Consider the following 26,110-nt stretch of genomic DNA (forward strand, 5'->3'; position numbering starts at 1 on the left):
AATCCCGTTTCTATCTTCATCCTGCTCTCCCTTTTATCCTTTAACGCAGACCACCTGGCGCAGCGTGTGAACGATCTCCACCAGCGAGGACTGCGCAGCCATAACGGCATCAATGTCTTTGTAAGCCATGGGTATTTCATCTATGACGTCACGATCTTTACGGCACTCAACGTGGGCCGTGGCGCGGATCTGATCGTCGAGGGTGAAACGATTTTTAGCGGCGGTGCGGCTCATGGTGCGTCCCGCGCCGTGGCTGCATGAGCAGAAGCTCTCTTCATTGCCAGTCCGCGAACGATAAAGCTTTTGGCGCCCATCGAGCCGGGAATAATGCCCATCTCGCCCTGCTGTGCCGACACCGCTCCCTTGCGCGTAATCAATACCTGCTGATTGAAATGCTTCTCTTTCTGCACATAGTTGTGATGGCAGTTCACCGCCTCCTGATGGGTGGCGAAGGGTTTGGTAATGGTGGCGGACAGCGCCGCCAGCACCCGATTCATCATCACCTCGCGGTTGTGGTGCGCATAATCCTGCGCCCAGCCTACCGCTTCCAGATAGTCGTCATAATGACGGCTGCCTTCCCGGAAATAGGCGAGATTGCGATCGGGAAGATGGGCAATATGCTGCTGCATATCTTTCTGCGCCAGCGCAATAAACAGCGTGCCGATCGCATTGCCCACGCCGCGCGAGCCGCTGTGCAGCATCACCCAGACCCGATCGGCCTGGTCGAGACAGATCTCGATAAAGTGGTTGCCTGTGCCGAGCGTCCCCAGATGCTGGTGGTTATTGGTTTTCAGCAGCTGCGGATAGCGCTCCGTCAGGCGCTTAAACCGTCCAGCCAGCTGCGACCAGTGCGCATCAACGTCAGGCGGCGTCTCGTGCCATGCTCCCTTATCCCGTTTACCGCGGCTGCTGTTGCGCCCGTGCGGCACGGCTTGCTCGATGGCGCTGCGCAGGCCCAGCAGGCTGTCAGGCAAATCGGCGGCGACCAGAGAGGTGCGTACTGCAATCATGCCGCAGCCGATATCGACGCCGACGGCTGCCGGAATAATGGCGCCTAGCGTCGGGATCACGCTGCCAATCGTGGAGCCTTTACCCAGGTGCACATCGGGCATAACGGCCATGTGTTTAAAAATAAACGGCATGCTGGCCGTATTCAGCAGCTGCTGTTTGGCTTCTGGCTCGACGGGGACACCTTGTGTCCACATTTTTATCGGCGCGTCGGCGCCAGACTGGAGCAGGTCAAATTGAGGTTTCATCATTTTTTCGTCATTGGCTCTATACATGACGTTATACATAGCGAATAGCGTGCCAGAATCGGGAATTAGCGAGGAATAGAAATAACTATCTGTATTTAAATGGTTTAATTTGGAAGGAGAGAGTTTGCCAGGCAAGGTCGAGAGAGATATTCTTATTCTTTTGGATAGGCTTTTATACAAAAGGATAAAGCATGAAAAAGCACGTCGTTATCGGCGTTCTGGGCACACAGCTCGACAGACGCGGCAAGCGCGAGCATCGCTGGACCAAATGGCGTCCCAGCGTGGCGCTGTGCCAGCACCATGACCTGCCGATCGACCGCTTTGAGCTGCTGTACCAGCCGCGCGACCTCAGCCTGGCGCAGCGGCTGACGGAGGACATTGCCGCCGTCTCACCGCACACGACGGTGATCCCCCATGAGGTAAGCCTCAATGATCCCTGGGATTTTGAAGAGGTGTATAGCGCGTTTCTCGATTTCGCCGAGCGTTATCCTTTCGACACCGAAAACGAAGAGTATCTGGTGCACATTACGACCGGAACGCATGTGGCGCAGATTTGCTGGTTTTTGCTCACTGAAGCACGCTATCTGCCGGCCAGCCTGTTACAGACTGGCCCAGGACAGCAGGGGGAAGCAACGCCGCAGGGCGTCTATTCGGTTATCGACCTCGATTTAAGCCGCTATGCGACGTTAACCAGCCGTTTTCAGCGCGAGCAGCAGAGCTCGGTCTCCTTTCTGAAATCAGGCATTGAAACCCGCAACCCGACCTTTAACGCGCTTATCGAACAGATTGAACGCGTCGCGCAACGGTCAAGCGCCCCGGTGCTGCTAACCGGGCCAACGGGCGCGGGTAAATCTTTTCTGGCCGAGCGCATTTTCCAGCTGCGGCAGGCACGTCATCAGGTACAGGGAAAGTTTGTGGCGGTAAACTGTGCGACGTTGCGCGGCGATAACGCGATGTCAACGCTGTTTGGCCATGTGAAAGGGGCCTTTACCGGCGCGCAGGCAGCGCGCGTGGGTCTGCTGCGCGAGGCTGACGGCGGCATTCTGTTTCTGGACGAAATTGCCGAGCTGGGCCTGGATGAACAAGCTATGCTGCTGCGTGCGATAGAAGATAAATGCTTTTTTCCCTTTGGCGCAGACCGCGAAGTAAGCAGCGATTTTCAACTGATCGCCGGTACGCACCGGGATATGCGTCAGTGGGTCAGGGAAGGGCGCTTCCGGGAGGATCTTTACGCGCGTATCAACATGTGGACGTTCAGGCTGCCGGGCCTCGCTGAGCGGCGGGAGGATATCGAGCCTAACGTCGATTATGAACTACAGCGCTTTATTCGCGACAATCGCAGCCAGATACGCTTCGACAAAGAGGCGCGCGCCCGCTACCTGAGTTTTGCCAGCTCAGAGGCCGCCGCCTGGCACGGCAACTTTCGCGAACTCGGGGCGAGCGTTGCGCGGATGGCCACGCTTGCTGAAAATGGCCGCATTACCGCCGCGCTGGTGGAGGAGGAGCTTGGCCGACTACAGGAGACCTGGCAGACGCCCGAGCAACCGCAAGCCTCTCTGTCGGTGAAGCAGGCGATCGACCTGTTCGACCGCGCGCAGCTGGAAACCGTTCTTGCGGTGTGCCGGCGCTCAGCCTCACTCTCCGAAGCCGGACGTGAGCTTTTCGCCATTTCCCGCCAGCAAAAAAAGCAGCCAAACGATGCGGATCGCTTGCGCAAGTACTTAAAGCGTTTTGATTTAAGCTGGGAGGAGGCGCGGCAGGCATAAACCCGCTTTCGGTCGTGCCGCCAGGCGCCCAGCGCTATGCCTGCTGCGCCAGCAGCCCCGGACGGCTGGCGGGATACCAGCTCACCAGAAAATGCCGCAGGTGATCGAGGCACCACTCCGCCTCGTCACGCTGCTGGCAGTAGTACATCACCGTCACCTTTTCATATTCCCGCGCGCGCTGGCGCAGCGGCGACCAGCCCCACTCCAGCACGCAGCGGGCGAAGTTAAGCAAGGCGTCCGGTGCCATAGCGTGCTGCGTCGCCTGCTCGCGCAGGTAGCGCCAGAAAGCCTGATCGAGCGTCAGCGTCTCCTGGCTGGCGGCCGGCAGCTCGGGACGAAAGGCAAAATCGATAAAGCCGCACACCGCGTCGGCGCGCTGCTGCCAGTCGCAGGCCAGCGTCATAAACAGCCCCTCCTGCAGATTGACCTCCTCCAGCAGGCGACGCAGATTGGCCGACTGAGTCAGCACCGCAATCTCATCAATACGCTCCGTCTGCAGCGTAAGATCGATGCCGCACGGGTTCAGCGAACCGTCTTCGTTGCGCGTGGCGGGGAAGGGGAAATCGATATAGCCGTTATTGTCCAGTCGCTTTTCCATGAAGGGTGAGCCTGCAGCCTGACGAGCCACGACAATAAACCATCTGGCCCCCGGACGCACGCCTAAGGGCACGTCCAGGTGATCATGGTGTCTTCGTGCGGATTAATCAGGCGGAACTGCTTATCCGACAGCCGCTGGGCGTAGTAGCCTTCGGCGGTGACGGCGGAGGGAACATATTTGAAACGATCCAGCGATTGCAGTGTCCCACTCTGCACGTTAACGCCGTCGCGGCTGATGGTGAAGGCGCTGACCAGGTCGAAAATAGTCGCCTGGGTCTGCCCCATTGGCTGGCCGTAAATAGTGCTGACTTCGCCTGGACACTCCACCCCTTTCGGGCCGGAAGCGCAGCCGGCAAGCAGCGTAATTAAAGTGAAAACCGTGAGTCGCAACATATCCTGTACCTGCTTCAATCCCTGGGAAACCCGTGGCGCTGATTTTGACGCGTTGCGTCCCGGCTATTGTGATCATAGCAGGTCTGGCGCGGCATCCCATTTGTACTTCGATTAATTGTTAAGCGTAAAACGTGCCAAAGGGTGACTTGAGTAGCACATTAAAGGTATTCTTGCCCTCTTTGCGCACCAGTTGGGCGATTTAAGGGAAATTGAATGAAAGAAGAAGAAGCCAGTCTAATGATTATCCGTCATGCGATCGAGAGGCTTGAAGCGGAAAAGAAGCAGCAGGTGATGACCTGCGCAGCGGCAATCCGCGATGTTATGCAGGGGTACGACGAGGAGAACGCCTCGCTGGCGTTAATGCTGGTCGCCGCCGAGGTTGCGGCGGAATAAAAATATTAACCCGGCGTTGCATTATGCGGCGCCGGGCTTTTAGCGGTTCATCTCACCCACCAGCCAGCGGTGGATCACGCTGACAATCCACGCCTGCTGCGTGCTGCTCAGCGGCTGATGGGCTGCAATACCGTGCCACTTCGCCAGGCAGCCGCGACAGCAGGTCGCCGTGGCGTGCTGGGCGATAAACACCGGATGGCCGCGCATCGGCGTCTGCTTACCGTCATTCTTCGGCTCTGCCTGCGCCAGCCGCTGCGCGACAAAATCCGCCGCATGTTGATCGATCACCTCAGGCCCTTTCGCCAGGCAGTAGGCACGCTCTTTAACGCCCAGATGAAAGCGACGGCGAAACGGCGACTGCGCCAGCCGCTGAAACAGGGCATCTTGCCGGTCCATAGGATCTCCTTTAGGAATCAATGCGTTTTAAACCTCTTCCTGGTTTCGCTTTGGCGAGGCTGTGCTAAACCTAAAAGCGAACCCAGGAAGGAGGAAATATGAAAAAAACCGCTATAGCGATCGGTATGTTGTGCGCGGGCCTGATGCTGGCCGGCTGCGCGAACGATCACGTGCTGCACACCAACGACGGCCGCACTATTGTGGCACAGGGCAAGCCGAAGGTAGATGACGACACCGGTATGATCACCTACAAAGACGTCTACGGTAAAGAGCAGCAAATCAATCGCGACAGCATCAAAGATATGTCGCAGGTTGGGAACTAAAGCGCACTTTTGTTACATCTCGGCCCGCCACGCGCGGGCCGTTTCGCTTTTCGGCGCTGGCAGATATGTTATCCTGAAAATAGTCAACTAAATCAGAGCATAACTGCGAGGGAACCTGAAAATGAAAGCGACTCTGCTCACCCTTGGGCTGCTGAGCTGCGCCATTGCGCCCGCCTGGAGCGAAACCCAGTTTCAGATCAACTGTCCCGGCCGACCCACCATGACCATTTCACGCGCGGCCTATGGCCTGAGCACGCTTACCTGGCCGCAGCACCATTTTCAGATTGCCGCTGGCCAGCAGCATACCCGGCTGAAGGACGGCGACAGCGTAGCCATTACCCGCTTCCGCAATGGCGACCAGCTGATCGTCAATAAAGCGAGCGAGGAGACATTCTTCGTTTACCGCGACAGTAACCGGCTGCTACCCTGTAGCCGCAGCGAAACGCGCGATGTCGATCAGCTGTCGCTGGAGCCGTACGACGATCGCGCCCATCCGCACTCCTGACTCGCTTACGCTGGAGGATCTATGCAACTGAATGTTACCGATGCGGTCACGCATCAGGATCTGGATGAGGTACGCCTCGGCCTGAATGCTTTCAACAGCCGTTTTATCAACATCGATGAGATCAAGGCTATCGGCGTGTTCGTCACCGACGAGCAGGGTAAAAAGCGGGCGGGGCTGACCGGCTCGACCACCGGTAACTGGCTGCGTATCGATATGCTGTGGGTCAGCGACGCGCTGCGCGGGCAGGGGGTCGGCACGCAGCTGATCAGAGCGGCGGAAGAGGAGGCGCGCCGGCGCGGCTGCCGCTATGCGCAGGTCGATACCGCCAGCTTTCAGGCGCGCCCGTTCTATGAGAAGTTAGGCTACAGCCTGCGTTTCAGCCTGGATAACTACCCGCGTCATCATCAGCGCCACTACCTCAGCAAGGCGCTCTAATCAAAAAAGCGGCTGCTGGCGCACATCCAGCGGCTGCTGTTCCGCCTCATCAATCGCTGCCAGCCAGCTTTGCAGCGTCACCTCGACCCAGGAGAGATGGCCGCGCGTGGTGCTCATCAGCACCACATCGGGCCGCAGCGTGCGGTAGAACTCCAGCGACTGTTTCAGCTCGTGCGGATTGCTGTCCGCCACCAGTACGGTGATCCAGCGATGGTGATCGCGCGTCAGGGTATCGCCGACGAACAGGTAGGTGCGATCCTGCGGCGATCGGTAAAGAAAGCTGCTGCTGCCCGGCGTATGGCCCGGCGTCGGCAGCAGGTGGAAATCACCGAAGTGCGTCTCCTGCTGGCTGAAGGTGTCGTCCGGCTCCACCACCCGGCTGACGGGGCCAAGCGAGCGGCTATGACAGTAGAGCGCGCTGTTAAAGCGCTGCTGAATAACGGCGGCGGCGGGTGACGCCTCGTGCCAGTGGGTCAGATAGTGGCGGATTACGCCGCCCTCGTCGGCCAGCACCTCATGATCGAGCGGGTGCGTCACGCGGCCAATCAGCAGGTTGCCGCGCGGATGACGCAGCAGAAAGCCGTGCATCATCAAATCACTGGCGGCATCTTCTTCCGGAAATTCCGGCGTGGAGATCCACAAATCGTCGTACAGCGGCTTCAATGGCGATCTCCCTGAGAACGGCTTAATGCTCGGGTAAAACGGGATGGCCAGTGGCCTGCAGTTCGGCCTGATGGTTCGCCACGCGCAGGCGCGCGCGTGCTCCCAGCGGCAGCGTCACGGTATCTGCATCGTGGCCAAAGGCCAGATCGCTGATTACCGGCAGGCCGGTGAGGTCGCGCAGATATTGCCAGACGCTGGCGAAATCAAACCCATTGTCATAGTCGCTGAGCGCGCTGCTGGTAAAGCTGCCGGTGATAATGGCGCGCTGCCGCGCGAGGATGCCGCTCTGCTGCAGCTGAATCAGCATGCGCTCGATGCGGAACGGATGCTCATTAACATCCTCAATCACCAGAATCCCGTCGTCGAACTGCGGCAGCCAGGGGGTGCCGATCAGCGAGCAGATCATCGCCAGATTGCCGCCCCACAGCGTGCCCTGCCACTCGCCGGCGTCTGGCGTCTCGCTGCGCCAGCCAACATTGACTGTAGGCGAAGTCAGCGCCTGCCAGAAGTGCGTCAGGGTAAATTCAGATAAAACCTCTGCGCCGAAGTTGCCGGCCAGCATCGGCGCGCTAAAGGTGATCAGGCCGGTCTGCGCCAGCAGGGCGAGCTGCAGGGCGGTAAAGTCGCTGTGGCCGCACAGCGCCAGCGGCTGATTCAGCAGGCGGCGCTGCAGCCCGACGTAATCGATCTGCGCCAGCAGACGGCTGGCGCCGTAGCCGCCGCGCACCGCCAGCACAATATCGGGCAGCGCGTCGAGCTGCGCCAGCCGGTTAAATTCGGCGAGGCGTTCGGCGTCGGTGCCGGCGAAGCGCTGAAAGCGGCGGCCGATAGTTTCCAGATTATCGACCTGGTGACCCGCCGCGCGCAGCCGCTCGACGCCGCGCCAGGCGGCTGGCTGGTTGTGACAATATCCGGAGGGGGAAACAAGATGGACGGAACGAGAAATCATAAGGCTATTCCTGCGGTTAACGGGCAATTAACGGGCCGATGATGACGAAAAGCGCGACGGAAGTCACTGGGCGACACGCTTTTTAACGCAATTAGGATAAACGGTAATTTTGCTGCGGCGCGCGCCAGGTATGATAGCCTGCGACCACATTGCATCAGGATGAAAAATTGGTGAAATTTCGATACCTTGCTCTCTCCGCGCTGCTGCTGGCGGGCTGCGCCAGCGAACCGTCAAAACAGATTGTCAGGCAACCCAATACGCCGTTAACCCAGGCGCCGCCGTCCAGAATTAACGCGAACTGGGCGATGTTCACCGAAGATGCTGCCAGTCATTATGGCGTTGATGAGAAACTGCTCAGCGCCATTATCACTGTCGAATCGGGCGGCAATCCCGGCGTCGTCAGCCGCTCTAACGCGGTGGGGCTGATGCAGATTAAAGCCTCGACGGCGGGCAGGGAGGTCTATCGCGTGCAGGGGCGCCGCGGTCAGCCATCGAACGCCGAACTGCGCGATCCGGCGAAAAATATCGATATCGGTGCCGCCTATATCAAAATCCTGCAGCAGTCGGCGCTCTCGGGCATTCGTGACCCGCTGACGCTGCGCTACGCCACTATCGTCTCCTACGCTAACGGCGCCGGCGCGCTGCTGCGCACCTTTTCCCGCGACCGCGATCGGGCAATTGCCATGATCAACGCCATGTCGCCGGACGAGTTCTACCAGCACGTCCAGAACAAGCATCCCGCCGCGCAGGCGCCGCGCTACCTGTGGAAGGTCACCACGGCGTACCGCACCATCTGACCTCTTACTCCACCAGCAGCCGCGCGGTGGGGTAATCGACGATGAGCACGTTAACGTAGCCGCCGCGCAGCGCGCCGCGGATAGCGTGCGCCTTCTCTTTGCCGCCCGCCAGCGCCACCACCTGCGGGCAGTTGCGCACCTGTTCCAGCTCCATGCCGATCACCGGATCCTCCTCCTCGCTCAGCACCGGCTCGCCCTGTGCGTCGAAGTAGTGCAGGCAGATATCGCCTACCGCGCCGCGCTGCGCCAGGGTGCGCAGCATCTCTTCGTCGTAATAGTTGCCGGAGTTGCGCAGCAGCGCCGACGGCTCCAGATCGCCGATGCCGACGATAGCCAGATCCACCTGATCAAACTTCTCCAGCACCTCTGCGACATCAGCGTTAGCCGCCAGCCGCTGGCGATCCTGCACCGAATGCTCGATCGACTGCGAGGGCAGCAGCCAGGAGGGGCAGTTGAGCAGCGCCGCGAGATTCTGCGTCAGAATCGTCGCCTGCACGTTGCCGTTGGCGCCGACGCCGCCCAGCAGCTGGATCACCCCTTTGCAGGCGGCGTTAAAGGGGTGCAGCGCATCCACCATGGCGCGGATGGTGCCGCTCCAGGAGGAGATGCCGATCAGCTCGTCGGCGCGCAGCCGCGTTTCCAGATAGTGCGCCGCCGCCGAGCCAATCGCCTGCTTGATCTGCTGCGAGGAGGCGTTTTCCGGCACGTCGACCACAATCGCCTGCGGCAGCCCGTAGCTCTGCTCAATCGCCTTCTCCAGCGCCGGAAAGATATTGGCGGGCGGCACGACGCTGATCTTTACCACACCCTCTTTCACGCTGCGGTTGAGAATGCGCGAGACAAAAGATTGCGACAACTTCAGCATCTGCGCGATATCTGACTGCTTCATCCCTTCGCTGTAGTAAAGCGTGGCAATCTTCACCATCAGCCGTTGCTCATCCTGTTTCGCCATTCATCCTTCCTCTCTGTGTCGGCCTGGTATTGTTAACCAGGATGCGGGAAATCACAACGCGGGACATTTTGTGATCCTTTTCGCTTTTTAAACACTCGGGGTTGCGCGCCCGACAGGAGCGGGTGCATAGTCATCTTGCATATAAAATCGCAATTGAATATTTATTCAAGTGGAGAATAGCCGATGAACGCACCTCTCGTCAAAATTACCCTACTGGCTTCACTGATCGCCTTCTCGTCCGCCGCGTTCGCCGCTGATAAAGGGCTGCTGGCGATCATTACCCCTTCCCACGACAACCCCTTCTTTAAAGCGGAAGCGGACGGCGCGCTGGAAAAGGCTAAAGCGCTCGGCTACGCCACGCTGGTGGCGTCGCATGATGACGACGTCAGCAAGCAGAACCAGCTGATCGAAACCGCCATCGCGCGCAAAGCGAAGGCGATTATCCTCGATAACGCCGGGGCGGACGCCACCGTCGGTCCGGTGCAGAAAGCCAAAGAGGCCGGCATCCCCACCTTTCTTATCGACCGCGAAATCAATAAAACCGGCATCGCGGTGGCGCAGATCGTCTCCAACAACTATCAGGGCGCGCAGCTCGGCGCAGAGAAGTTCGCCAGGCTGCTGAACGGCAAAGGCAACTACGTTGAGCTGCTGGGTAAAGAGTCTGACACCAACGCGGGGGTGCGTTCCCAGGGCTACCACGACGTGCTGGACGACTATGGCGAGATGAAGATGGTGGCGCAGCAGAGCGCCAACTGGAGCCAGACCGAGGCGTTCAGCCGCATGGAAACCATCCTGCAGAAGAACCCCGATATCGTCGGCGTGATTTCCGGCAACGATACCATGGCGCTGGGCGCGGAGGCTGCGCTGAAGGCGGCGGGCAAAACCAACGTCATCGTGGTGGGCTTCGACGGCAGCGACTACACCCGCGACTCCATTCTGAACAAAGGCAATATCAAGGCGACGGTGCTGCAGCCGGGCTGGGCGCAGGCGCAGATGGCGGTCGAGCAGGCGGACTACTACCTGAAAAACGGCAAAGCGCAGAAAGAAGAGAAGCAGCTGATGGACTGCGTGCTGATTGACGACAGCAACGCCTCAAAGCTGAAAAATTTTAGCCTGGCGAAGTGACCGGAGGCGGCATGAAACGGAGCGGAGCGATGCTGGTGGTGACGCTGGCGCTGGCGATAAGCGGCTGTACCGTGGTGGAACTCGACGCCAGCGGCAATCCGATCATGCCGAAAGATCCCCATGCGAAACCAGGCTACAGCAGCCAGACGCCGCAGCAGATCGCCGAGGCGAGCTGGCAGAGCCGGGTGCTCGACGCCGCGCAGCAGCGCGCCATGAGCTGGGCAGATATGCACACCAAAAGCGAGACGGTGAAGGCGGGCAGCAGCGAAAGCGTCTTTGTGCGCGCCAGCGGCACGGTCGCCGCGCTGGACGAGAGCAACAGCCGCGAGCGCATCCTGACGCTGACGCTAAACGGCAGGCCGGTCAGGGTGAGCCTCGGCCCGGTGATCCGCAGCAACGCGCTGCGCGATGCGGCAGGTTTCCGCTTCGAGGAGTTCACTAATCAGGTGCAGTACGCGCAGCTTACCCGTGCGCTTAACCGTCATGCGGTGCAGCAGCTGCCGAAGGTCGATGCCAGCTGGGTGGGCAAACCGGCGCAGGCGCTGCTGGCGGTGGAGATGGGCCACGGCGTAGTTAACAACGTGATGGCGGTGGAGCTGAAGCCGGGAGAGGCGCCATGAGCGACGATATCATCCTGAAGGCCAGCAATATCTCCATGCTTTTTCCCGGCACTCTGGCGCTGGACCGCGTCGACTATCGCGTCTGGCGCGGCAAGGTCAACGTGATTATCGGCGAAAACGGCGCGGGCAAATCGACGCTGATGAAAATCCTCGCCGGGGTGCAGCAGCCCACCAGCGGCGAGCTGTTCCTCAACGGGGAAAAGGTGGTGCTGAGCAGCACGCGCGCCGCCGCGGCGCTCGGCATCGGCATGGTGCATCAGGAGCTGAACCTGTTTGAAAATCTGTCGGTGGCGGAAAACATCTTTCTGGGCCGCGAACTGCAAAGCGGCATCAGGCCGATCAACGAGGCTGAGCAGGCGCGCCGCGCCGCCGCACTGATGGCGCGCCTTGACCAGCCGATTTCACCAAACGAGCCGGTCGGCAATCTCAAGGTTGGGCAGCAGCAGCTGGTGGAGATCGCCAGGGCGCTGGCGGAGGACGCCGATATTCTGATCCTCGACGAGCCGACGTCGGCGCTGAGCAAAACCGAAGTGGAGATTTTGTTCCGCGTGATCCGCGAGCTGACGCGGCAGGGCGTCACGCTGATCTATATCTCGCATCGCCTCGAAGAGCTGATGGCGATCGGCGACAGGATCACCATTCTGCGCGACGGCCGCTTTCAGGCGGAAGCGCAGGTCAGGGATATCGACGTCGCCTGGATCGTGCGCGAAATGCTCGGCAGCGAGCCGATGAGCAACTTTCTGCCGGCTGGTCGCACCTTTGGCGCGGCGGTGCTGGAGGCGGAGCACATTACCTGCGTCAGCCCCAACGGCAACACCCTGGTGGACGACGTCACCTTTAACGTGCGCGCCGGGGAGATTGTCGGCATCTACGGGCTGATGGGCGCGGGGCGCACCGAACTGTTTGAATGCCTGCTCGGCAGCGAACGCAACTACCTCGGTAAGATCTGGCTCGACAGCAAGCTGGTACCGACGCGGCTGGCCCCCGCCGAACGTATCCGCATGGGCATGAGCCTGGTGCCGGAGGATCGCAAGCGCGCCGGCATTTTCCCGGGATCGTCGGTAACGAGCAATCTCACCATCGCCAGCCTGTGGCGTCGCCTGACGCACCGCTTTGCTATCGCCCAACAAGAGGAGCGGGCGGCGGTGGCCAGCACCGTCGGCAATCTGGCGATCAAAGTCTCCTCGCCGGAGGTGGCGATCAGCGCGCTGAGCGGCGGCAATCAGCAGAAGGTGGTGATCGGCCGTTCGCTGCTGACTAACCCGCGCCTGCTGCTGCTGGACGAGCCGAGCCGCGGCATCGACGTCGGCGCCCGGGTGGAAGTCTTTCGCATGATGGTGCAGCTGTCGGAGCAGGGCATCGCGGTACTCTTCTCCACCTCCGACCTGAAAGAGATTATGGCGGTGGCCGATCGCATCCTGGTGATGTCGGGCGGCAAACTTACGGCTGATATGCCGCGCAGCGACGCGGAAGAGTCAGCGCTGGTGAAGGCAAGCGCACAGGGGTTCTGAGCATGAAAGGCAATAACGCGATGACAATGGCAGGGCAACCGGCGAAGGCGTTTAACTCGCGCGAGAGCATTATTCTGCTGCTGCTGAAGCTGCGCACCTTTATCGCGCTCTTTTTGATTGTTGGCTTCTTTGCGATCGCCGTGCCGGACTTTCTCGCCCCCGGCAGCCTGGTGATTATGGTGAAGCATATCGCCATCAACGCCTTTCTGGCGCTGGGCATCACCTTCGTCATTATCACCGCCGGCATCGATCTCTCTATCGGTGCCACCCTGGGGCTGTGCGGCATGCTCGCCGGCTGGCTGATCACCAAAGGGATCGTGCTGCCGATGTTCGGCATCGCCATCTTTCCCAGCGTCTGGGTGATTGTGCCGCTGGTGCTGCTGACAGGCGGCCTGATCGGCGCGGCCAACGGCTGGATTATCACCCGCTACAACGTGGCTCCCTTTATCTGCACGCTCGGCACCATGTATATCCTGCGCGGTGCGGCGATGCTGACCTCGGGCGGCGAAACCTTCCCCGGACTGCAGGGCAATCCGCTGCTCGGCAATACCGGCTTTGACCGCATCGGCGCCGGAACGCTGCTCGGGCTGCCGTACGCCATCTGGATGATGATCGTGCTGGCGCTGGTTATCGCCTATATCGCCCGTCGCCTGCCGTTCGGCCGCCAGGTCTACGCTATCGGCGATAACGAGCGCGCGGCGGAGCTTTCCGGCGTCAAAGTAAAACAGGTGAAAATCTGGGTTTATACCCTCTCCGGCTTCTGCGCGGCGATTGCGGGCATCGTCGTCTCGTCGCAGCTGGTGGCCAGCCATCCGGCCAACGGCACCTCGTTTGAGATGAACGCCATTGCGGCGGTGGTGCTGGGCGGCACCTCGCTGGCGGGCGGGCGCGGTACCATTCTTGGCACCCTGGTTGGCGCCTTTGTTATCGGCTTTCTCGCTGACGGCCTGATCATGATGGGGGTGAGCGAATTCTGGCAGATGGTGATCAAGGGCATCGTCATTATCATCGCCGTCATCATCGACCAGATGCAAAACCGCATGCAGCAGAAAGCGGCGGTGGTGGCGCAGAAGGCGCTGATCGAGGAGGGCGAGGAGGCAAAAAGTTAATCGGTGGCGGTGCAGGCCTCTCTCTTTGCTGCACCCCCTTTTTTTACCCGCTATGAATATATATTCGTGTGTGATTTTTAATTCAGAGGTGATGTATGAATCCTTTCAAACTTCCGGTTGATGAACTGCAGCGGAAGGCGCGCGCCGTACGCCGCCGCATTATCCAGCTTAACGCGGGCAGCCCGGCCGGTGGCCATACCGGCGCGGATCTGTCGCAGGCGGATATTCTGACCGCGCTCTACTTTCGCATTCTCGACTGCGCGCCGGATCGCACTGAGGATCCGCAGCGCGACATCTATATCCAGTCCAAAGGCCATGCGGTTGGCGGTTACTACTGCGTGCTGGCGGAGGCGGGCTATTTCCCCGTCGACTGGCTGCCTCTCTATCAGCACGCTGATTCGCCCTTGCCGGGCCATCCGGTGCGGCAGAAGACCCCCGGCGTCGAGCTGAATACCGGCGCGCTCGGACACGGCCTGCCGGTGGCGGTGGGGCTGGCGCTGGCGGCGAAAAAAGATGGCAGCAAGCGGCGCATCTTCGTGGTGACCGGCGACGGCGAGCTGGCGGAGGGCAGCAACTGGGAGGCCGCGCTGGTGGCGGCCCACTACGGCCTCGACAACCTGATTATTATCAACGACAAGAACAAGCTGCAGCTGGCGGGCACAACGCGCGACATTATGAATACCGATCCGCTGCCGGAAAAATGGCGCGCCTTCGGGCTGGCGGTGACGGAGTGCAACGGCAACGATATGGCGCAGCTGGTCGAGACCCTTGAAAGCCTGCCGCAGAACGGCAAGCCGCAGGTCATCGTGGCGCATACCGAAAAAGGCTACGGCATCTCCTTTATTCAGAGTAAGGCGGAGTGGCATCACCGCGTGCCGAAAGGCGAAGAGATCGAACTGGCACTGGAGGAACTGAAAGATGAGTAATGCACAGCATTTAGCCAGCGTCATGGTGACGGCCTTTATCGACGCGGTGAATCGCGGCGTGGATCTGGTGCCGGTGGTGGCGGACTCCACCTCAACCGCAAAAATCGCGCCCTTTATCAAAGCCTTTCCCGATCGGCTGGTGAACGTCGGCATCGCCGAGCAGACCCTGGTCGGTGCCGCCGCCGGGCTGGCGCTGGGCGGCAAGATCGCCGTGACCTGCAACGCCGCGCCTTTTCTGGTATCGCGCGCCAACGAGCAGGTCAAGGTCGACGTCTGCTACAACAACACCAACGTAAAGCTGTTCGGCCTCAACGCCGGTGCCAGCTACGGCCCGCTCGCCAGCACCCACCACAGCATCGACGACATTGCAGTGATGCGCGGCTTCGGCAACATCGAAATCTACGCGCCCGCCTGTCCGCTGGAGTGCCGTCAGATTATCGACTATGCGCTTGAGCACATCGGCCCGGTCTATATCCGCCTCGACGGCAAAGATCTGCCGCAGCTGCACGATGACGATTACCGCTTCGAGCCGGGCAGAATCGATCAGCTGCGCGCCGGCACTGATATCGCGCTGGTGGCGATGGGGTCGACGGTGCATGAGATTGTACGCGCGGCGGAGCTGCTGGCAGAGAAAGGGATCTCGGCGGGTGTGATCAGCGTTCCATCCATCAGACCCTGCGATACCCAACAGCTGCGCAACCTGCTAAATCACTATCCAGCCGCGATCAGCGTGGAAGAGCACAACGTCAACGGCGGCGTCGGCAGCCTGGTGGCTGAGGTACTGGCGGAAGGGGGCTGCGCTATTCCGCTGCTGCGGCTGGGCATCCCGGACGGGCAGTACGCTATCGCGGGCGATCGCGCCTCTACGCGCGCGTATCACGGCATCGACGCCGCGAGCGTCGTTAACAGCGCAGTGCGCATTTGCGCAGGAGCCTGACCATGCAAGACCCCCTTATTCTGGCGATAGATGAAGGCACGACCAATGCCAAGGCGATCGCCGTCAACCGCCAGGGTCGCGTCGTGGTGCGCGGCAGCCAGCCGCTGACGCTCTCCCATCCGCAGCCGGGGCTGGCGGAGCAGGATGCGCTGGCGATCTGGCTGGCGGTGAAACAGGCGGTGACCGCCTGCCTGGCGCAGTGCGGCGGCGCGCCGGTGGCGGCGGTGGCGATCAGCAATCAGCGCGAGTCGGTGCTGATCTGGCAGCGGCGCGACGGCAGGCCGCTGACGCCGCTGGTGAGCTGGCAGGACCGGCGGTCGGAAGCCTTTTGCCGCGATCTGCGCGCCGCGGGCAGCGCCTCGCGTATTACCGGGCTGACCGGGCTGGCGGTGGACCCGATGTTCCCGGCGGCGAAGCTCACCGGCATGCTGGCGGCGATCCCGGACGGCGCGGCGCGTGCGGCGGCGGGCGAACTCTGCATCGGCACGGTGGACAGCTGGCTCGGCTGGCAGCTCAGCGCGGGGGAGGTGTTCGTCACCGATCACGCCAACGCCGCGCGCACCCAGCTCTACAGTCTGCACAGCAGCGGCTGGGACGATGAGCTGCTGCGGCTGTTCCAGCTGCCGCGCGCCGCGCTGCCGACTATCGTGCCGTCGGCCAGCGCGCAGGGCGCGGTAGCGGTCAGCGATATTCCCGGCCTGACGCCGGGCACGCCGATTCTGGCGCGCATCGGCGATTCCCATGCGGCGCTGCAGGCGCAGCGGCGCGGCGACGAAGAGGTGGTGAAGGCGACCTACGGCACCGGCTCTTCACTGATGATGTCGATGGCGACGCCGCTGCTGACCGACAACGGCCTGAGCACCACCGTCGCCTGGCACGACGGCGCGCTGCGCTTCGCCTTCGAGGGCAATATTACCCATACCGGCTCCGGCGCGGCCTGGCTGGGCAGCATGCTCGGCATCCAGGATCCGCACGAGCTGACCGCGCTGGCGCGCACCACCGACAGCAGTCAGGGGATCTATTTTGTGCCCGCGCTCTCCGGGCTGGGCGCCCCCTGGTGGGATCTGCGGGCGCGCGGCATGGTCTGTGGCCTGACCGACGCCGCCACGCCTGCGGTGCTGGCGCGCGTAGCGCTGGAGTCGATCGTCTATCAGATCGCGGACGTCTTTCTGGCGATGGAGCAGGCGAGCGGCCAGCGGCTGTCGGCGCTCTGCGTTGACGGCAGCGCCACCGCCAACGACTGGCTGATGCAGCTGCAGGCGGATGTGCTGCAGCGCCCGCTGCTGCGCGCGCCCACGGCGGAGGTCTCCGCGCTCGGCGCGGCGCTGCTGGCGGGCAAGGTGCTGGGCTGGTGGCAGCAGGGGGACGAGATGCAGGCGCTGCAGGGGGGCACGCGCGTGGAGCCGCGCAGCGAGCAGGCGCAGGCGATGCGGGAGTGTTATCAGGGATGGACAGAGGCGGTGGCGCGCTGCCGCTTTCAGCCGGCGTGAAGGCTGGCGAAATAGAGGCAGGGTGCAGAGGGGGGTGACAAGGCCCGATGGCTAAGACGCAAAAAGCGTTATCCCGGGCGGCTCGACCCGCGCGTTTACGCCCCTTATCCCTGAGGGGCGCCCGTCACCGCGCCAGCGCGTTGCGTTGTTTAAAAACGCTCCCGGCGTTTTGTCCTTGTCGCGGGACGATTTGCTCTTCGCCCCTTGTCACCGACGTTATGCGTTTCTTAACCGCCTGAAAAAGCCTGGGATGACCAAAGACTAACCCAGGGCTTATAAACAGCCGCACCCATGCTAAGGGGAAAGGGCGAAACGCCCTTGAACCGGCGCGAAACGCAAAGCGACGGGGCCAGGCAGACTACGCCCGTCGCGCCTCTTCCTCGTCGTTCTCCGCGCGCAGCATCTCCACCGGCGGAATGCGGCCGCCGCTGAACTCCACCTGACGGATCGGGAAGGCGAAGCGCACATCGCGCTGCTCCAGCGCCGCCATCAGCTGCAGGTTAATCTCCTGCTGAATATCCATATATTTGTTGTAGTCGGCGTCGAGCACGAAGTAGACCACCTCGAAGGTCAGCTTCGAATCCTCAAAGGCGAAAAAATGGGCGCGGTCGAAGCGGGTCAGCTCAATGCCCTGAATAATCGTCTTCACCAGTTCGCTCACCTCGCGCACCTGCGCCGAAGGCGTGCCATAACTCAGGCCGAAGCGAAACAGGATGCGTCGCTGCTCCATACGCTTGTAGTTGTGGATGGTCTGCTGCAGCAGAATGGTATTGGAACAGACGATCTGCTCGCCGCTCAGGCTGCGCAGGCGGGTGGTCTTCAGGCCGATATGCTCGATAGAGCCGGCGATATCGCCAAACACGATAAAATCGCCGTGCTCGAAAGGCTTATCGAAGCCGATCGCCAGCGAGGCGAAAACGTCGCTCAGCACGGTCTGAATCGCCAGCGCGATAGCGATACCGCCGACGCCAAGGCTCGCCACCAGCGCGGTAATATTGATGCCCATATTCGACAGAATGGCGAGCAGCATCATCACCCACACCACCATGCGCAGCAGAATGCCCAGGATCACCGTGGTCACCGGGTTGCGCACGTGGACCGGATCGCGCAGCAGGTTATGCAGCCACAGCCGAATGCCGCAGTCGATCCACATGGCCAGCTGCACGGCGAACGCCAGGAACCAGCCGTGGGAAATAAAGCCGTCCCAGCTGGCGGGAACGTCAACGAAGCGCAGGGCGATAAGCAGCGAAAAAATCAGCAGCAGCAGCTGGCTGGTGCTGCGCAGGATCTCCACCAGAATCGAGGTGAAGCGCACATGGCGCTGCTCGCTGTAGCGGGCAATGCGGCTGGAGATAAAGCGGATAGCGCTGCGCAGCAGCCAGTAGATCACCAGCGTACCTGCCGTCACGATAGCGCTGTTGATCCAGAAAGCCTGATTAAGAAAAAGGCGTTGAAAATAGCCGGATGAGAGCCAGTTTTCCATTGGGGAATTTCTCCTTGCTGGGAGCCGGTTTAAAAAAAAGAGCAAGGAGAAGCATAGCCTGGATGCGCCGGCTGGCGGCGCAAATCACTGAATAATTACTGAAATCGGTTCGCTTTGTCGCGCGCCAGGCGCTCAAGGGCGAAAATGACCTGCTGCAGCTGACGCTCCTGCAGCGGCTCGATAGCGGTAAAGCGAAAGCTAAGACGCGGCGTAACGCGCGTTTCGTTTTTGCTGGTCACCACGCTGCGCTCGCCAATATGCAGCAGCTGCGCGCCAACCTCGAACTGACCATATTCGCCCAGCTCGACGTGCAGTTTTTTAAACTTGTCGCCGCTGCTCAGGCCCTCCGGCAGCGGCTCGTCCACCAGCACGCCGATGCCGCCCAGCGACAGATCCTGCAGGCGGAAACGCACCTTTTTGCCGCCAGGCCACTCGCTGTGGCAGTAAAAGGTCGGCTCCAGCGGCACGGAGATACGGAAAAACTCGCGGCGCTGGATCTGCCACAGCAGCTCAGGCAGCGGTGCGCTAAAGGCGGGCAGGCCCTCGAAGGTGGTTCTCTCCAGCGACGCCAGGCTGAACTCGACTTTCGCGCCGTAGGTTTCAGCGAAGATGCTCACCTGATCGCAGGAAAGAACGTACTCGTTGTCCAGATTGTTGCTGCCGAGGTCGAAAATAATGCGATCTTCGTCGGCGTCCAGCATACGGCTGATAAACTGACCGCGTGAAAAAGTGACCATTAAGGGCGTCTGTAAACGCAGCAAATCCTTTATCACGCCCAGAACGGCCAGCGTGCCACGTTTGAGATACTGTTCTTTGTCGGCTTCTTTCACTTACGGGCTCCAAAAGAGGGCAAATTTGCTGTTAACAGAGGCTTTATGCACTCTCCGTTATCGGCGACGGGCGCGGAAGCTTTAGATCTTAAGTCAATTTTTGTCGCGGTTTATCCTGCACAAGAGAATTTCCTGTCTATACTTACCTCTGTAATTCTCCTGATTAATCAGGCGGTCACAACCTAAACAGAAAGGAAGGAGTAGTCGATGGGTATCATTTCATGGATCATCTTTGGTTTAATCGCCGGTATTCTCGCTAAATGGATCATGCCGGGCAAAGATGGCGGTGGTTTTATCGTTACGGTGATCCTGGGGATCGTCGGTGCGGTTGTCGGCGGCTGGATCAGCACCCTGTTTGGCTTCGGCCGAGTAGACGGCTTTAACTTCGGCAGCTTTGTGGTTGCGGTAATTGGCGCTATCGTGGTGCTGTTTATCTACCGTAAAGTCCGCAGCTGACACGCTTAGCGTAAGAACTGCAACGGGACGACTTTGTCGTCCCGTTTTACTTTCCCCGTCAGAAATCGTATCCCACCGACACCAGCAGCGAACGCTCCGCGCCCCAGTAGCAGTAGCCCGTGCCGTAACAGGCCGCCACATAGTGGCGATCGGTCAGGTTGCTGGCGTTAAGCTGTAGCCATGCGCCGCGCAGCGCACTGTTCCAGACGCCGAGATCGGCGCGCACCGAGGCGTCAAACAGCGTTACCGACGGCACGCGCCGGCTGTTCCCGTTATCCGCCCACTGCTTGCCGATATAGCGCACCCCGGCTCCCGCGCTGATGCCGGCGTCGAACTGATAGTGTCCCCACAGCGACGCCATGCTGTTCGGCGTCACGTAAGGCGTGTGGCCGTCGTTGCCGTCCACCGTCTCTTTATAGCGCAGGTGGTTAAGGGTATAACCCGCCACCGTGCTCAGGCGCGGCGTCAGCTGATTGTGCGCCTCCAGCTCGATGCCCTGCGAATGCACCTTGCCGGTCGGCGTATAGGTGGAGTCAACGATATTGCGCGTCGCGACATTTTTCTGCGTCAGATCGTAGATCGCCAGGCTGTAGAGATCGCGCGTGCCCGGCGGCTGATATTTCAGGCCCGCCTCATACTGTTCAGAGGTGGTGGGCTGCAGCAGATTGCCGTCGGATCCGGTAAGCGCGGTCGGCGTAATGGCCTGGCTATAGCTCAGATAAGGGGAGAGGCCATTATCGAAGGCGTAGAGCAGCGCCGCCCGCCCGCTGATGTGGTCATCCTGACGGCGCGCCGTGCCGCTGTTGTCGGCGACGATGCGGTCGTAGCGGCCGGAGAGATCGAGATGCCAGCGATCCCACGTCATCTCATCCTGCAGATAGAGGCCGGTCTGGTAGTAGCGGCGCGTCTCGCGCGTCCAGCTGTAGTCCGGCATCGGGCCGAGCGCCTCGCCGGTGGCGGCGTTGAGCGCGCTGGCTGCGTCGCTCGCCTCGCTTAAATCGTTTTTATAGCGGTGATACTCCGCGCCGATCGACAGGCGATGCGACAGCTCGCCAGTGTCGAACTCCGCCGTGACGCGGTTATCCGTCGCCCAGGCGGAAAGCGACGAGCGCTCGCCGGAGTAGTAGCGGTTAAGGATGTTGCTGCCGGGCGCCTGCCAGCCGATCTGATAAACCTGGTCGAGATCGACATTAGCGTGGCTGTAGCTGCCGGTAGAGGTAAATGACCAGACGTCGCTGAAGTGATGCTGGAAGTCATAGCTGTAGATCTGCTCGCGGCGCTTGAACTGGTCCAGCGACGGATCGCCGTCGTAAAAGCCGGTGCTGAGCTTCGCGCCGTTATGGGCACTCAGCGCGCCGTCGCCCGGCACCGAGCCGTGATAGCCGCCCGACGGATCTTTTTGCAGATAAGCGCGCAGCAGCAGCTGCGTATCTTCCGTGGGCTGCCACATCAGCTGCGGCATCAGCGCATACTTCTCCTCGCGCGTATGGTCATACTGGGTATCGCTGTTGCGCGTCATCCCGGTCAGGCGAAACGCCCACTCGTTGCTGATGGCGTTGGTGTAGTCGAAGGCTGCGCCGCGCGTATTCTGCGTGCCCGCCGTCAGCCGAAAATGGCCCGCTTCGCTGAACTGCGGGCGGCGCGTGGTCTGGTTCACCAGCCCGCCCGGCACCGTCTGGCCGTAAAGGGCAGAAGAGGGGCCTTTAATGACGTCGACGCGCTCCAGAAACCAGGGATCGACCTGCAAAACGTTATAGCTGCCGCCGTCGCTCATCAGGCGCAGGCCGTCAAGGAAGGTGTTATCCACGTCGCCGCCGTGGAAGCCGCGCAGCGAAATGGTGTCATAGCGCGTTGCCGCGCCGCCGAAGTTGGTGAACACCCCGGGCGTATAGTTCAGCACCTGGTTGAGATCGATGGCGCCCTGATCGTCTATCTGCTGGCGGGTGATCACCGACACCGACTGCGGCGTCTTCACCAGCGGGCGATCGCTTTTGGTGGCGCCCGCGCTGGTGGTGGCGAGATAGCCCTGGGTCGGGGCGTCGGCGCTCTCCTGGGGGGAGGCGGTCACCATTAGCGTGTCGGCCGCCAGGCTGGCGGCGGGCAGAGTCATCGCCAGCGCGCACAGCAGGGCGCAGCGATGAGGGGGAAACGGCAGCGTCATGTCCTGTCCTTGTTCGGTCCGCCCCTGGCAGGCGGCACATTATTGATAAAGATTCTTAAAATCAGAGTGAGAATTATTATCAATATGTCAAAAATGTTTCAAGGATTGTTAGAGGGGAGGCGTTAAAAAAAGGAAGCGAAGAGCCGGGAGCGGCCCTTCGCCTGAGAGGATTACTTCGCCGTCGCTGCGGCCTGGGGAAGATCCTGCACGCTGTTGCAGGTTTTCTCTTTCGGACAGTACTTGTCGAGCAGCATCAGCGTCACGCCGTTGGTCCAGCCAAAGCCGTCCTGCAGCGGATATTCACCGCCGCCGCCGCCGCCGAGGTTCGGCCCGTCGACCACGTACTTCTCGACCAGCTTATGCTCTTTGTCGTAGGTGGTCTGTACGTTCTGCAGGAAGCGCATGCCAACCTGCTGCGCCAGCTGCGGCTTGTTGTAGTGCTCCAGACCTTCCACCGCCACCCACTGCAGCGGCGCCCAGCCGTTGGGGGCGTCCCACTGCTGGCCATTATTTACCGTGGTGGTAAGCAGGCCGCCCGCTTTCAGCAGCTGTTTCTCAACCGCCGAGGCGGTGCGATCCGCCTGCCGGTCGCTGGCCAGCTGCATATAGAGCGGGAAGAGCGCCGCGGCGGTGAGCTGCGGGCTGGCCTGACGCGTTTTCGTGTCGTAGTCAGCGTACCAGCCCTGCTTCTCATCCCACAGATAGCGGTTTACCGCCGCCTGACGCTTCTCTGCCAGATCGGCAAACTGCTTCGCTTTATCCTGCTGCTTGTCGAGGCGATAAGCTTTGGCCAGCGTCTGCTCCAGATGGAACATCAGGCTGTTGAGATCGACCGGCGCCAGCTGGGTGGTGCGGATCGAGGCGAGATTGTGCGCGTCGCTGAACCAGCGCGAGCTGAAGTCCCAGCCGGAGGCGGCACCGGCGCGCAGGTCGCGGTAAAGTTCGCCTTTGTCGCGCTGTGGCGCTTTTTTCGCGGTATTAACGTCATCCAGCCAGGATTCGGTGCGCGGCACGTCGCGCGCGTCCCAGTAGCGGTTAAGCAGGGTGCCGTCCGCCAGCTTGATGACGCGCTTGCTCGCCTGGCCAGCGGCGACGCTATCGCTGTCCGCCATCCAGTAGTCATACTCTTTCTGCAGCTGCGGCAGATATTTGCTGTAGGCCGCGTCGCCCTCGTGGGTCGCCAGCAGATCGACCATCAGGCTAAAGAAAGGCGGCTGCGAGCGGCTGAGGTAGTAGCTGCGGTTGCCGTTGGGAATATGGCCGTACGTGTCCAGCTCCCACGCAAAGTTATCCACCATATCCTGCACGCGATCCCAGTGGCCGCTCTCCGCCAGGCCGAGCATGGTGAAATAGCTGTCCCAGTAGTAGACCTCGCGGAAGCGGCCGCCCGGCACCACGTAGGGCTTCGGCAGCGGCAGCAGTGAATCGTAGCGGCCGGCGCTTTTGGCGGTGCGCGTCAGCACCGGCCACAGGCCGTCGATATGGGCGCGCAGGCTCTGTCCGGCGGGCGGCACATACTTTTCGCCCGCGGCGGGCAGGGTAAAGTTGCTGGCGACGAAACGCTTCAGATCGAAGTTGCGCTGATTTTTCTGCATCTGCCAGTCTGCCAGAATCGACGCGGGATCGAACTTAGGCACCGCGTCGGCGAAGGTTTTCTGGTCGGGATAGAACTGCGCCTGCTGTACCGCGCTAAATAACGGCCCCAGCCGGACATCGGGCGGCTGCGGCTGGCTGCTGAGCATGCGTGAATTGTCCTCTGCCTGCGCCGTCAGCGCAGGCAACCCCAGCAGCAGAGTCAGCAGCACTGGCGCGACTCCATGACGCCCGACAGGCGCGGTTACCACAGTTTTCTTCATCGGTTTTTCTCCTTGTCCGAAAGGCGGCCGCGCGTAACGCATTGACCACTCAAACAACTTTAGTCGTAAACTGACAACGTGGCGCAACGAGACTGCGGAAATGTGAAGCAGACCGGAACAGAAGCTGGCGGCGGGGCGGTGGTTTTTGCTTGCCCTGACGCCGCTTTTACCGGAGGCTGAGGGCAAAAAACGAGGAGCGAGATGGATATTATCTGGTATCACCCGACGCAGGATGGCGACGTCTGGCTGACGGGCATGCAGCGGCGGTTGCCCCAGGCGCGGGTGCGGCGCTGGCAGCCGGGCGACGACGCGCCCGCCGATTACGCTATTCTGTGGCAGCCGCCGCGCGAGATGCTGGCGCACCGTTCCGGCCTGCGCGGCGTATTCGTTATGGGTGCGGGCGTCGACGATATTCTCTCCCGGCTGGCGCGCTACCCCGATATGCTGCCGCCGTCGGTGCCGCTGGTCCGCCTGGAGGATAGCGGTATGGCGCGCCAGATGCAGGAGTATGCGCTCTGCTGCGTGCTTGGCTGGTTCCGCCGCTTCGACGACTACGCCAGGCAGCAGCGGCAGGCGCAGTGGCAGCCTTTGCCGCCGGTGGCGCGCGAGGCGTTCAGCGTCGGCGTGCTCGGCGCAGGCGTGCTGGGGCAGAGCGTCATTGAGGCGCTCAGGCCCTGGGGTTTTCCGCTGCGGGTCTGGAGCCGCACGCCGAAGCGCATCGCCGGCGTCGAGAGCTTTGCCGGACGCGAGAGCCTCGACGACTTTCTGCGCGGCACGCAGGTGGCGATCAACCTGCTGCCCACCACGCCAGAAACCCTTAACCTGTTTAACGCGCATACGCTGAGCCAGCTACCGCCGCACGCCTGTTTTCTCAATATGGCGCGCGGCGCGCAGGTGGTGGAGGCGGATCTGCTGGCGGCGCTGGAGAGCGGGCAGCTGCGCGCCGCCGCGCTCGATGTGTTCCAGCAGGAGCCGCTGCCGCAGGAGAATCCGCTGTGGCGTCATCCGCGCGTCACCGTCACGCCGCATATTGCGGCATTGACGCTGACGGACGAGGCGATGGACGCCATTACGCGCGGCATCGGTGCCATCGAGGCGGGCGAGCAACCGTCGGGCTGCGTCGACCGCCAGCGCGGCTACTGAGCATTCCCGTTAATTTATTGACCGCCCGGGCGGGCGGCTGAAAGGAGAAAATAATGTACCCCGTTGATTTGCATATGCATACCGTCGCCAGTACCCACGCCTACAGCACGCTGCACGACTATGTCGCACAGGCGAAAAACAACGGCATCCGACTCTTTGCCATTACCGATCACGGCCCCGATATGGCCGACGCGCCACACTACTGGCACTTTGTGAATATGAAAATCTGGCCGCGCGTGATCGACGGCGTCGGCATTTTGCGCGGCATCGAAGCCAATATTAAAAACCAGCAGGGTGAAATCGACTGCACCGGGCCGATGCTCGGCTCGCTGGATCTGATTATCGCCGGTTTTCACGAGCCGGTTTACGCGCCGCGCGACAAGAGCCATCACACTGACGCGATGATCGCCACCATGGCGAACGGCGTGGCGCATATCATCAGCCATCCGGGCAACCCGAAGTTTCCGATCGATATCCGCGCCGTCGCCGAAGCGGCCGCGCATTACAATGTGGCGCTGGAGATCAACAACTCCTCTTTTACCACCTCGCGTCCCGGCAGCGAGCCGAACTGCCGCGCCATCGCCGAAGCGGTGCGCGACGCCGGCGGCAAGCTGGCGTTTGGCTCCGATTCCCACACCGCCTTTACGCTGGGGCAGTTCGAGCACTGTCTGCGCATCACGCGCGCAGTGGATTTTCCTGAAGATCGCGTGTTAAATGTCACGCCGCGCCGCCTGCTCGATTTTCTTGAACAGCGCACCGGCAAACAGATTGCCGAACTGGCAGATTTCTGACCCTTACTGCAGTGGCGTGACGTTTCGCAGAAGAAACAAGATCGCGCATAAGGTCGATGGGAATGCAGGAGGTAAGGGCTACTGTGAGTGTTCTCAGCAGCATCCAGTCAGGCCTGACAAGCGGTGTGAAGTGGTCAACAAAAACTGGCCACCGAGTTAGAGTTTTTCCAGTATCGGTTTTCCGATTCGTTTGGGGGTAACCCACCGTTATACCCATGCGGCCTTAGCGAGCTGTAATACCCGACGA

The 26,110-nt window shown here is 61.2% G+C and carries 26 protein-coding genes and 1 pseudogene; 16 read left to right on the forward strand and 11 right to left on the reverse strand.

Annotated features, from left to right (window positions below; all coding sequences use genetic code 11):
• Positions 1 to 33 precede the first annotated feature (33 nt).
• Positions 34 to 1,256: pseudogene (locus MHZ97_RS03360) on the reverse strand (RtcB family protein).
• 191 nt (positions 1,257 to 1,447) lie between these two features.
• Between MHZ97_RS03360 and rtcR the strand changes: the two are divergent.
• Positions 1,448 to 3,022 (forward strand): RNA repair transcriptional activator RtcR, encoded by a 1,575-nt coding sequence (rtcR, locus tag MHZ97_RS03365; RefSeq protein WP_239311887.1) that lies wholly within the window; start codon positions 1,448 to 1,450, stop codon positions 3,020 to 3,022.
• 34 nt (positions 3,023 to 3,056) lie between these two features.
• Here rtcR and MHZ97_RS03370 read toward each other — a convergent pair whose 3' ends face one another.
• Together MHZ97_RS03370 and MHZ97_RS03375 are read right to left on the reverse strand one after the other, a co-directional pair.
• Positions 3,057 to 3,620: a hypothetical protein gene (locus tag MHZ97_RS03370; protein WP_103795543.1), complete on the reverse strand. Its 564-nt coding sequence runs from the start codon at positions 3,618 to 3,620 to the stop codon at positions 3,057 to 3,059.
• 62 nt (positions 3,621 to 3,682) lie between these two features.
• The gene (locus MHZ97_RS03375) at positions 3,683 to 4,012 is read right to left on the reverse strand and encodes a hypothetical protein (RefSeq protein WP_103795544.1); all 330 of its coding nucleotides are present in this window, start codon (positions 4,010 to 4,012) and stop codon (positions 3,683 to 3,685) included.
• A gap of 213 nt (positions 4,013 to 4,225) precedes the next feature.
• On the opposite strand from MHZ97_RS03375, the gene MHZ97_RS03380 reads away from it, so the two are divergent.
• Entirely contained in the window at positions 4,226 to 4,405 is a 180-nt protein-coding gene (locus MHZ97_RS03380) for a hypothetical protein (RefSeq protein ID WP_224481447.1), read from the forward strand.
• Between the two features lie 39 nt (positions 4,406 to 4,444).
• Here the strand turns inward: MHZ97_RS03380 and MHZ97_RS03385 are convergent, their stop codons facing one another.
• Positions 4,445 to 4,801 carry a DUF4186 domain-containing protein gene (locus MHZ97_RS03385; protein ID WP_239311788.1) on the reverse strand — a complete coding sequence of 119 codons (357 nt, stop codon included), beginning with the start codon at positions 4,799 to 4,801 and terminating at the stop codon, positions 4,445 to 4,447.
• Positions 4,802 to 4,899: 98 nt separating this feature from the next.
• Here MHZ97_RS03385 and MHZ97_RS03390 point away from each other — a divergent pair, with 98 nt between their 5' ends.
• The 3 genes from MHZ97_RS03390 to MHZ97_RS03400 all read left to right on the forward strand — a co-directional run bounded on the left by MHZ97_RS03390 (position 4,900) and on the right by MHZ97_RS03400 (position 6,064).
• Positions 4,900 to 5,124, forward strand: coding sequence for a YgdI/YgdR family lipoprotein (locus tag MHZ97_RS03390; protein ID WP_239311769.1), 225 nt, complete (start codon positions 4,900 to 4,902; stop codon positions 5,122 to 5,124).
• 121 nt (positions 5,125 to 5,245) lie between these two features.
• Complete coding sequence (locus tag MHZ97_RS03395) at positions 5,246 to 5,629, forward strand: hypothetical protein (RefSeq protein ID WP_103795548.1); 384 nt, start codon at positions 5,246 to 5,248, stop codon at positions 5,627 to 5,629.
• A 21-nt stretch (positions 5,630 to 5,650) separates the two neighbouring features.
• Positions 5,651 to 6,064 (forward strand): N-acetyltransferase, encoded by a 414-nt coding sequence (locus MHZ97_RS03400; RefSeq protein WP_103795549.1) that lies wholly within the window; start codon positions 5,651 to 5,653, stop codon positions 6,062 to 6,064.
• On the opposite strand, the gene MHZ97_RS03405 is transcribed toward MHZ97_RS03400, so the two are convergent.
• Both MHZ97_RS03405 and ldcA read right to left on the reverse strand, forming a co-directional pair.
• On the reverse strand, positions 6,065 to 6,727 hold the full coding sequence (locus MHZ97_RS03405) for an MBL fold metallo-hydrolase (protein ID WP_239311751.1): 663 nt from the start codon (positions 6,725 to 6,727) through the stop codon (positions 6,065 to 6,067).
• 22 nt (positions 6,728 to 6,749) lie between these two features.
• Entirely contained in the window at positions 6,750 to 7,676 is a 927-nt protein-coding gene (ldcA, locus tag MHZ97_RS03410) for a muramoyltetrapeptide carboxypeptidase (RefSeq protein WP_239311710.1), read from the reverse strand.
• 167 nt (positions 7,677 to 7,843) lie between these two features.
• Here ldcA and emtA point away from each other — a divergent pair, with 167 nt between their 5' ends.
• Positions 7,844 to 8,473: a membrane-bound lytic murein transglycosylase EmtA gene (gene emtA / locus MHZ97_RS03415; RefSeq protein WP_103795552.1), complete on the forward strand. Its 630-nt coding sequence runs from the start codon at positions 7,844 to 7,846 to the stop codon at positions 8,471 to 8,473.
• 4 nt (positions 8,474 to 8,477) lie between these two features.
• Here emtA and MHZ97_RS03420 read toward each other — a convergent pair whose 3' ends face one another.
• Entirely contained in the window at positions 8,478 to 9,425 is a 948-nt protein-coding gene (locus MHZ97_RS03420) for a sugar-binding transcriptional regulator (protein WP_103795553.1), read from the reverse strand.
• A 183-nt stretch (positions 9,426 to 9,608) separates the two neighbouring features.
• On the opposite strand from MHZ97_RS03420, the gene MHZ97_RS03425 reads away from it, so the two are divergent.
• From MHZ97_RS03425 to MHZ97_RS03455, 7 genes are all read left to right on the forward strand, one after another.
• On the forward strand, positions 9,609 to 10,550 hold the full coding sequence (locus MHZ97_RS03425; RefSeq protein WP_239311691.1) for a D-ribose ABC transporter substrate-binding protein: 942 nt from the start codon (positions 9,609 to 9,611) through the stop codon (positions 10,548 to 10,550).
• Between the two features lie 11 nt (positions 10,551 to 10,561).
• Entirely contained in the window at positions 10,562 to 11,170 is a 609-nt protein-coding gene (locus MHZ97_RS03430; RefSeq protein ID WP_239311656.1) for a DUF2291 family protein, read from the forward strand.
• Positions 11,167 to 12,681 (forward strand): sugar ABC transporter ATP-binding protein, encoded by a 1,515-nt coding sequence (locus MHZ97_RS03435; RefSeq protein ID WP_239311623.1) that lies wholly within the window; start codon positions 11,167 to 11,169, stop codon positions 12,679 to 12,681. Before MHZ97_RS03430 ends, MHZ97_RS03435 begins: the two co-directional genes overlap by 4 nt.
• Before the next feature lie 2 nt (positions 12,682 to 12,683).
• The gene (locus tag MHZ97_RS03440) at positions 12,684 to 13,790 is read left to right on the forward strand and encodes an ABC transporter permease (RefSeq protein ID WP_103795557.1); all 1,107 of its coding nucleotides are present in this window, start codon (positions 12,684 to 12,686) and stop codon (positions 13,788 to 13,790) included.
• A 95-nt stretch (positions 13,791 to 13,885) separates the two neighbouring features.
• Entirely contained in the window at positions 13,886 to 14,716 is an 831-nt protein-coding gene (locus tag MHZ97_RS03445; protein ID WP_239311620.1) for a transketolase, read from the forward strand.
• Positions 14,709 to 15,653 (forward strand): transketolase family protein, encoded by a 945-nt coding sequence (locus tag MHZ97_RS03450; protein ID WP_239311607.1) that lies wholly within the window; start codon positions 14,709 to 14,711, stop codon positions 15,651 to 15,653. Before MHZ97_RS03445 ends, MHZ97_RS03450 begins: the two co-directional genes overlap by 8 nt.
• A gap of 2 nt (positions 15,654 to 15,655) precedes the next feature.
• Positions 15,656 to 17,143, forward strand: coding sequence for an FGGY family carbohydrate kinase (locus MHZ97_RS03455; RefSeq protein WP_239311604.1), 1,488 nt, complete (start codon positions 15,656 to 15,658; stop codon positions 17,141 to 17,143).
• Positions 17,144 to 17,501: 358 nt separating this feature from the next.
• Here the strand turns inward: MHZ97_RS03455 and MHZ97_RS03460 are convergent, their stop codons facing one another.
• The gene (locus MHZ97_RS03460; RefSeq protein ID WP_103795561.1) at positions 17,502 to 18,626 is read right to left on the reverse strand and encodes a mechanosensitive ion channel family protein; all 1,125 of its coding nucleotides are present in this window, start codon (positions 18,624 to 18,626) and stop codon (positions 17,502 to 17,504) included.
• Between the two features lie 95 nt (positions 18,627 to 18,721).
• Positions 18,722 to 19,456 (reverse strand): flagellar brake protein, encoded by a 735-nt coding sequence (locus MHZ97_RS03465; protein ID WP_239311601.1) that lies wholly within the window; start codon positions 19,454 to 19,456, stop codon positions 18,722 to 18,724.
• 207 nt (positions 19,457 to 19,663) lie between these two features.
• Here MHZ97_RS03465 and MHZ97_RS03470 point away from each other — a divergent pair, with 207 nt between their 5' ends.
• Positions 19,664 to 19,912 carry a GlsB/YeaQ/YmgE family stress response membrane protein gene (locus MHZ97_RS03470; protein ID WP_103795563.1) on the forward strand — a complete coding sequence of 83 codons (249 nt, stop codon included), beginning with the start codon at positions 19,664 to 19,666 and terminating at the stop codon, positions 19,910 to 19,912.
• Between the two features lie 58 nt (positions 19,913 to 19,970).
• On the opposite strand, the gene MHZ97_RS03475 is transcribed toward MHZ97_RS03470, so the two are convergent.
• On the reverse strand, positions 19,971 to 22,073 hold the full coding sequence (locus MHZ97_RS03475) for a TonB-dependent siderophore receptor (RefSeq protein ID WP_239311582.1): 2,103 nt from the start codon (positions 22,071 to 22,073) through the stop codon (positions 19,971 to 19,973).
• 170 nt (positions 22,074 to 22,243) lie between these two features.
• Positions 22,244 to 23,929 carry an alpha,alpha-trehalase TreA gene (gene treA, locus MHZ97_RS03480; RefSeq protein WP_239311563.1) on the reverse strand — a complete coding sequence of 562 codons (1,686 nt, stop codon included), beginning with the start codon at positions 23,927 to 23,929 and terminating at the stop codon, positions 22,244 to 22,246.
• Positions 23,930 to 24,130: 201 nt separating this feature from the next.
• Here treA and ghrA point away from each other — a divergent pair, with 201 nt between their 5' ends.
• On the forward strand, positions 24,131 to 25,072 hold the full coding sequence (gene ghrA, locus MHZ97_RS03485; protein ID WP_103795566.1) for a glyoxylate/hydroxypyruvate reductase GhrA: 942 nt from the start codon (positions 24,131 to 24,133) through the stop codon (positions 25,070 to 25,072).
• 53 nt (positions 25,073 to 25,125) lie between these two features.
• Positions 25,126 to 25,863, forward strand: a complete 738-nt coding sequence (locus tag MHZ97_RS03490; RefSeq protein ID WP_103795567.1) for a phosphatase — start codon at positions 25,126 to 25,128, stop codon at positions 25,861 to 25,863.
• Positions 25,864 to 26,110: the final 247 nt, after the last annotated feature.

Origin of the sequence: Pantoea sp. ACRSC (assembly GCF_022346785.1) — a bacterium.
GTDB classification, from domain to species: Bacteria; Pseudomonadota; Gammaproteobacteria; order Enterobacterales; family Enterobacteriaceae; genus Pantoea; species Pantoea alvi.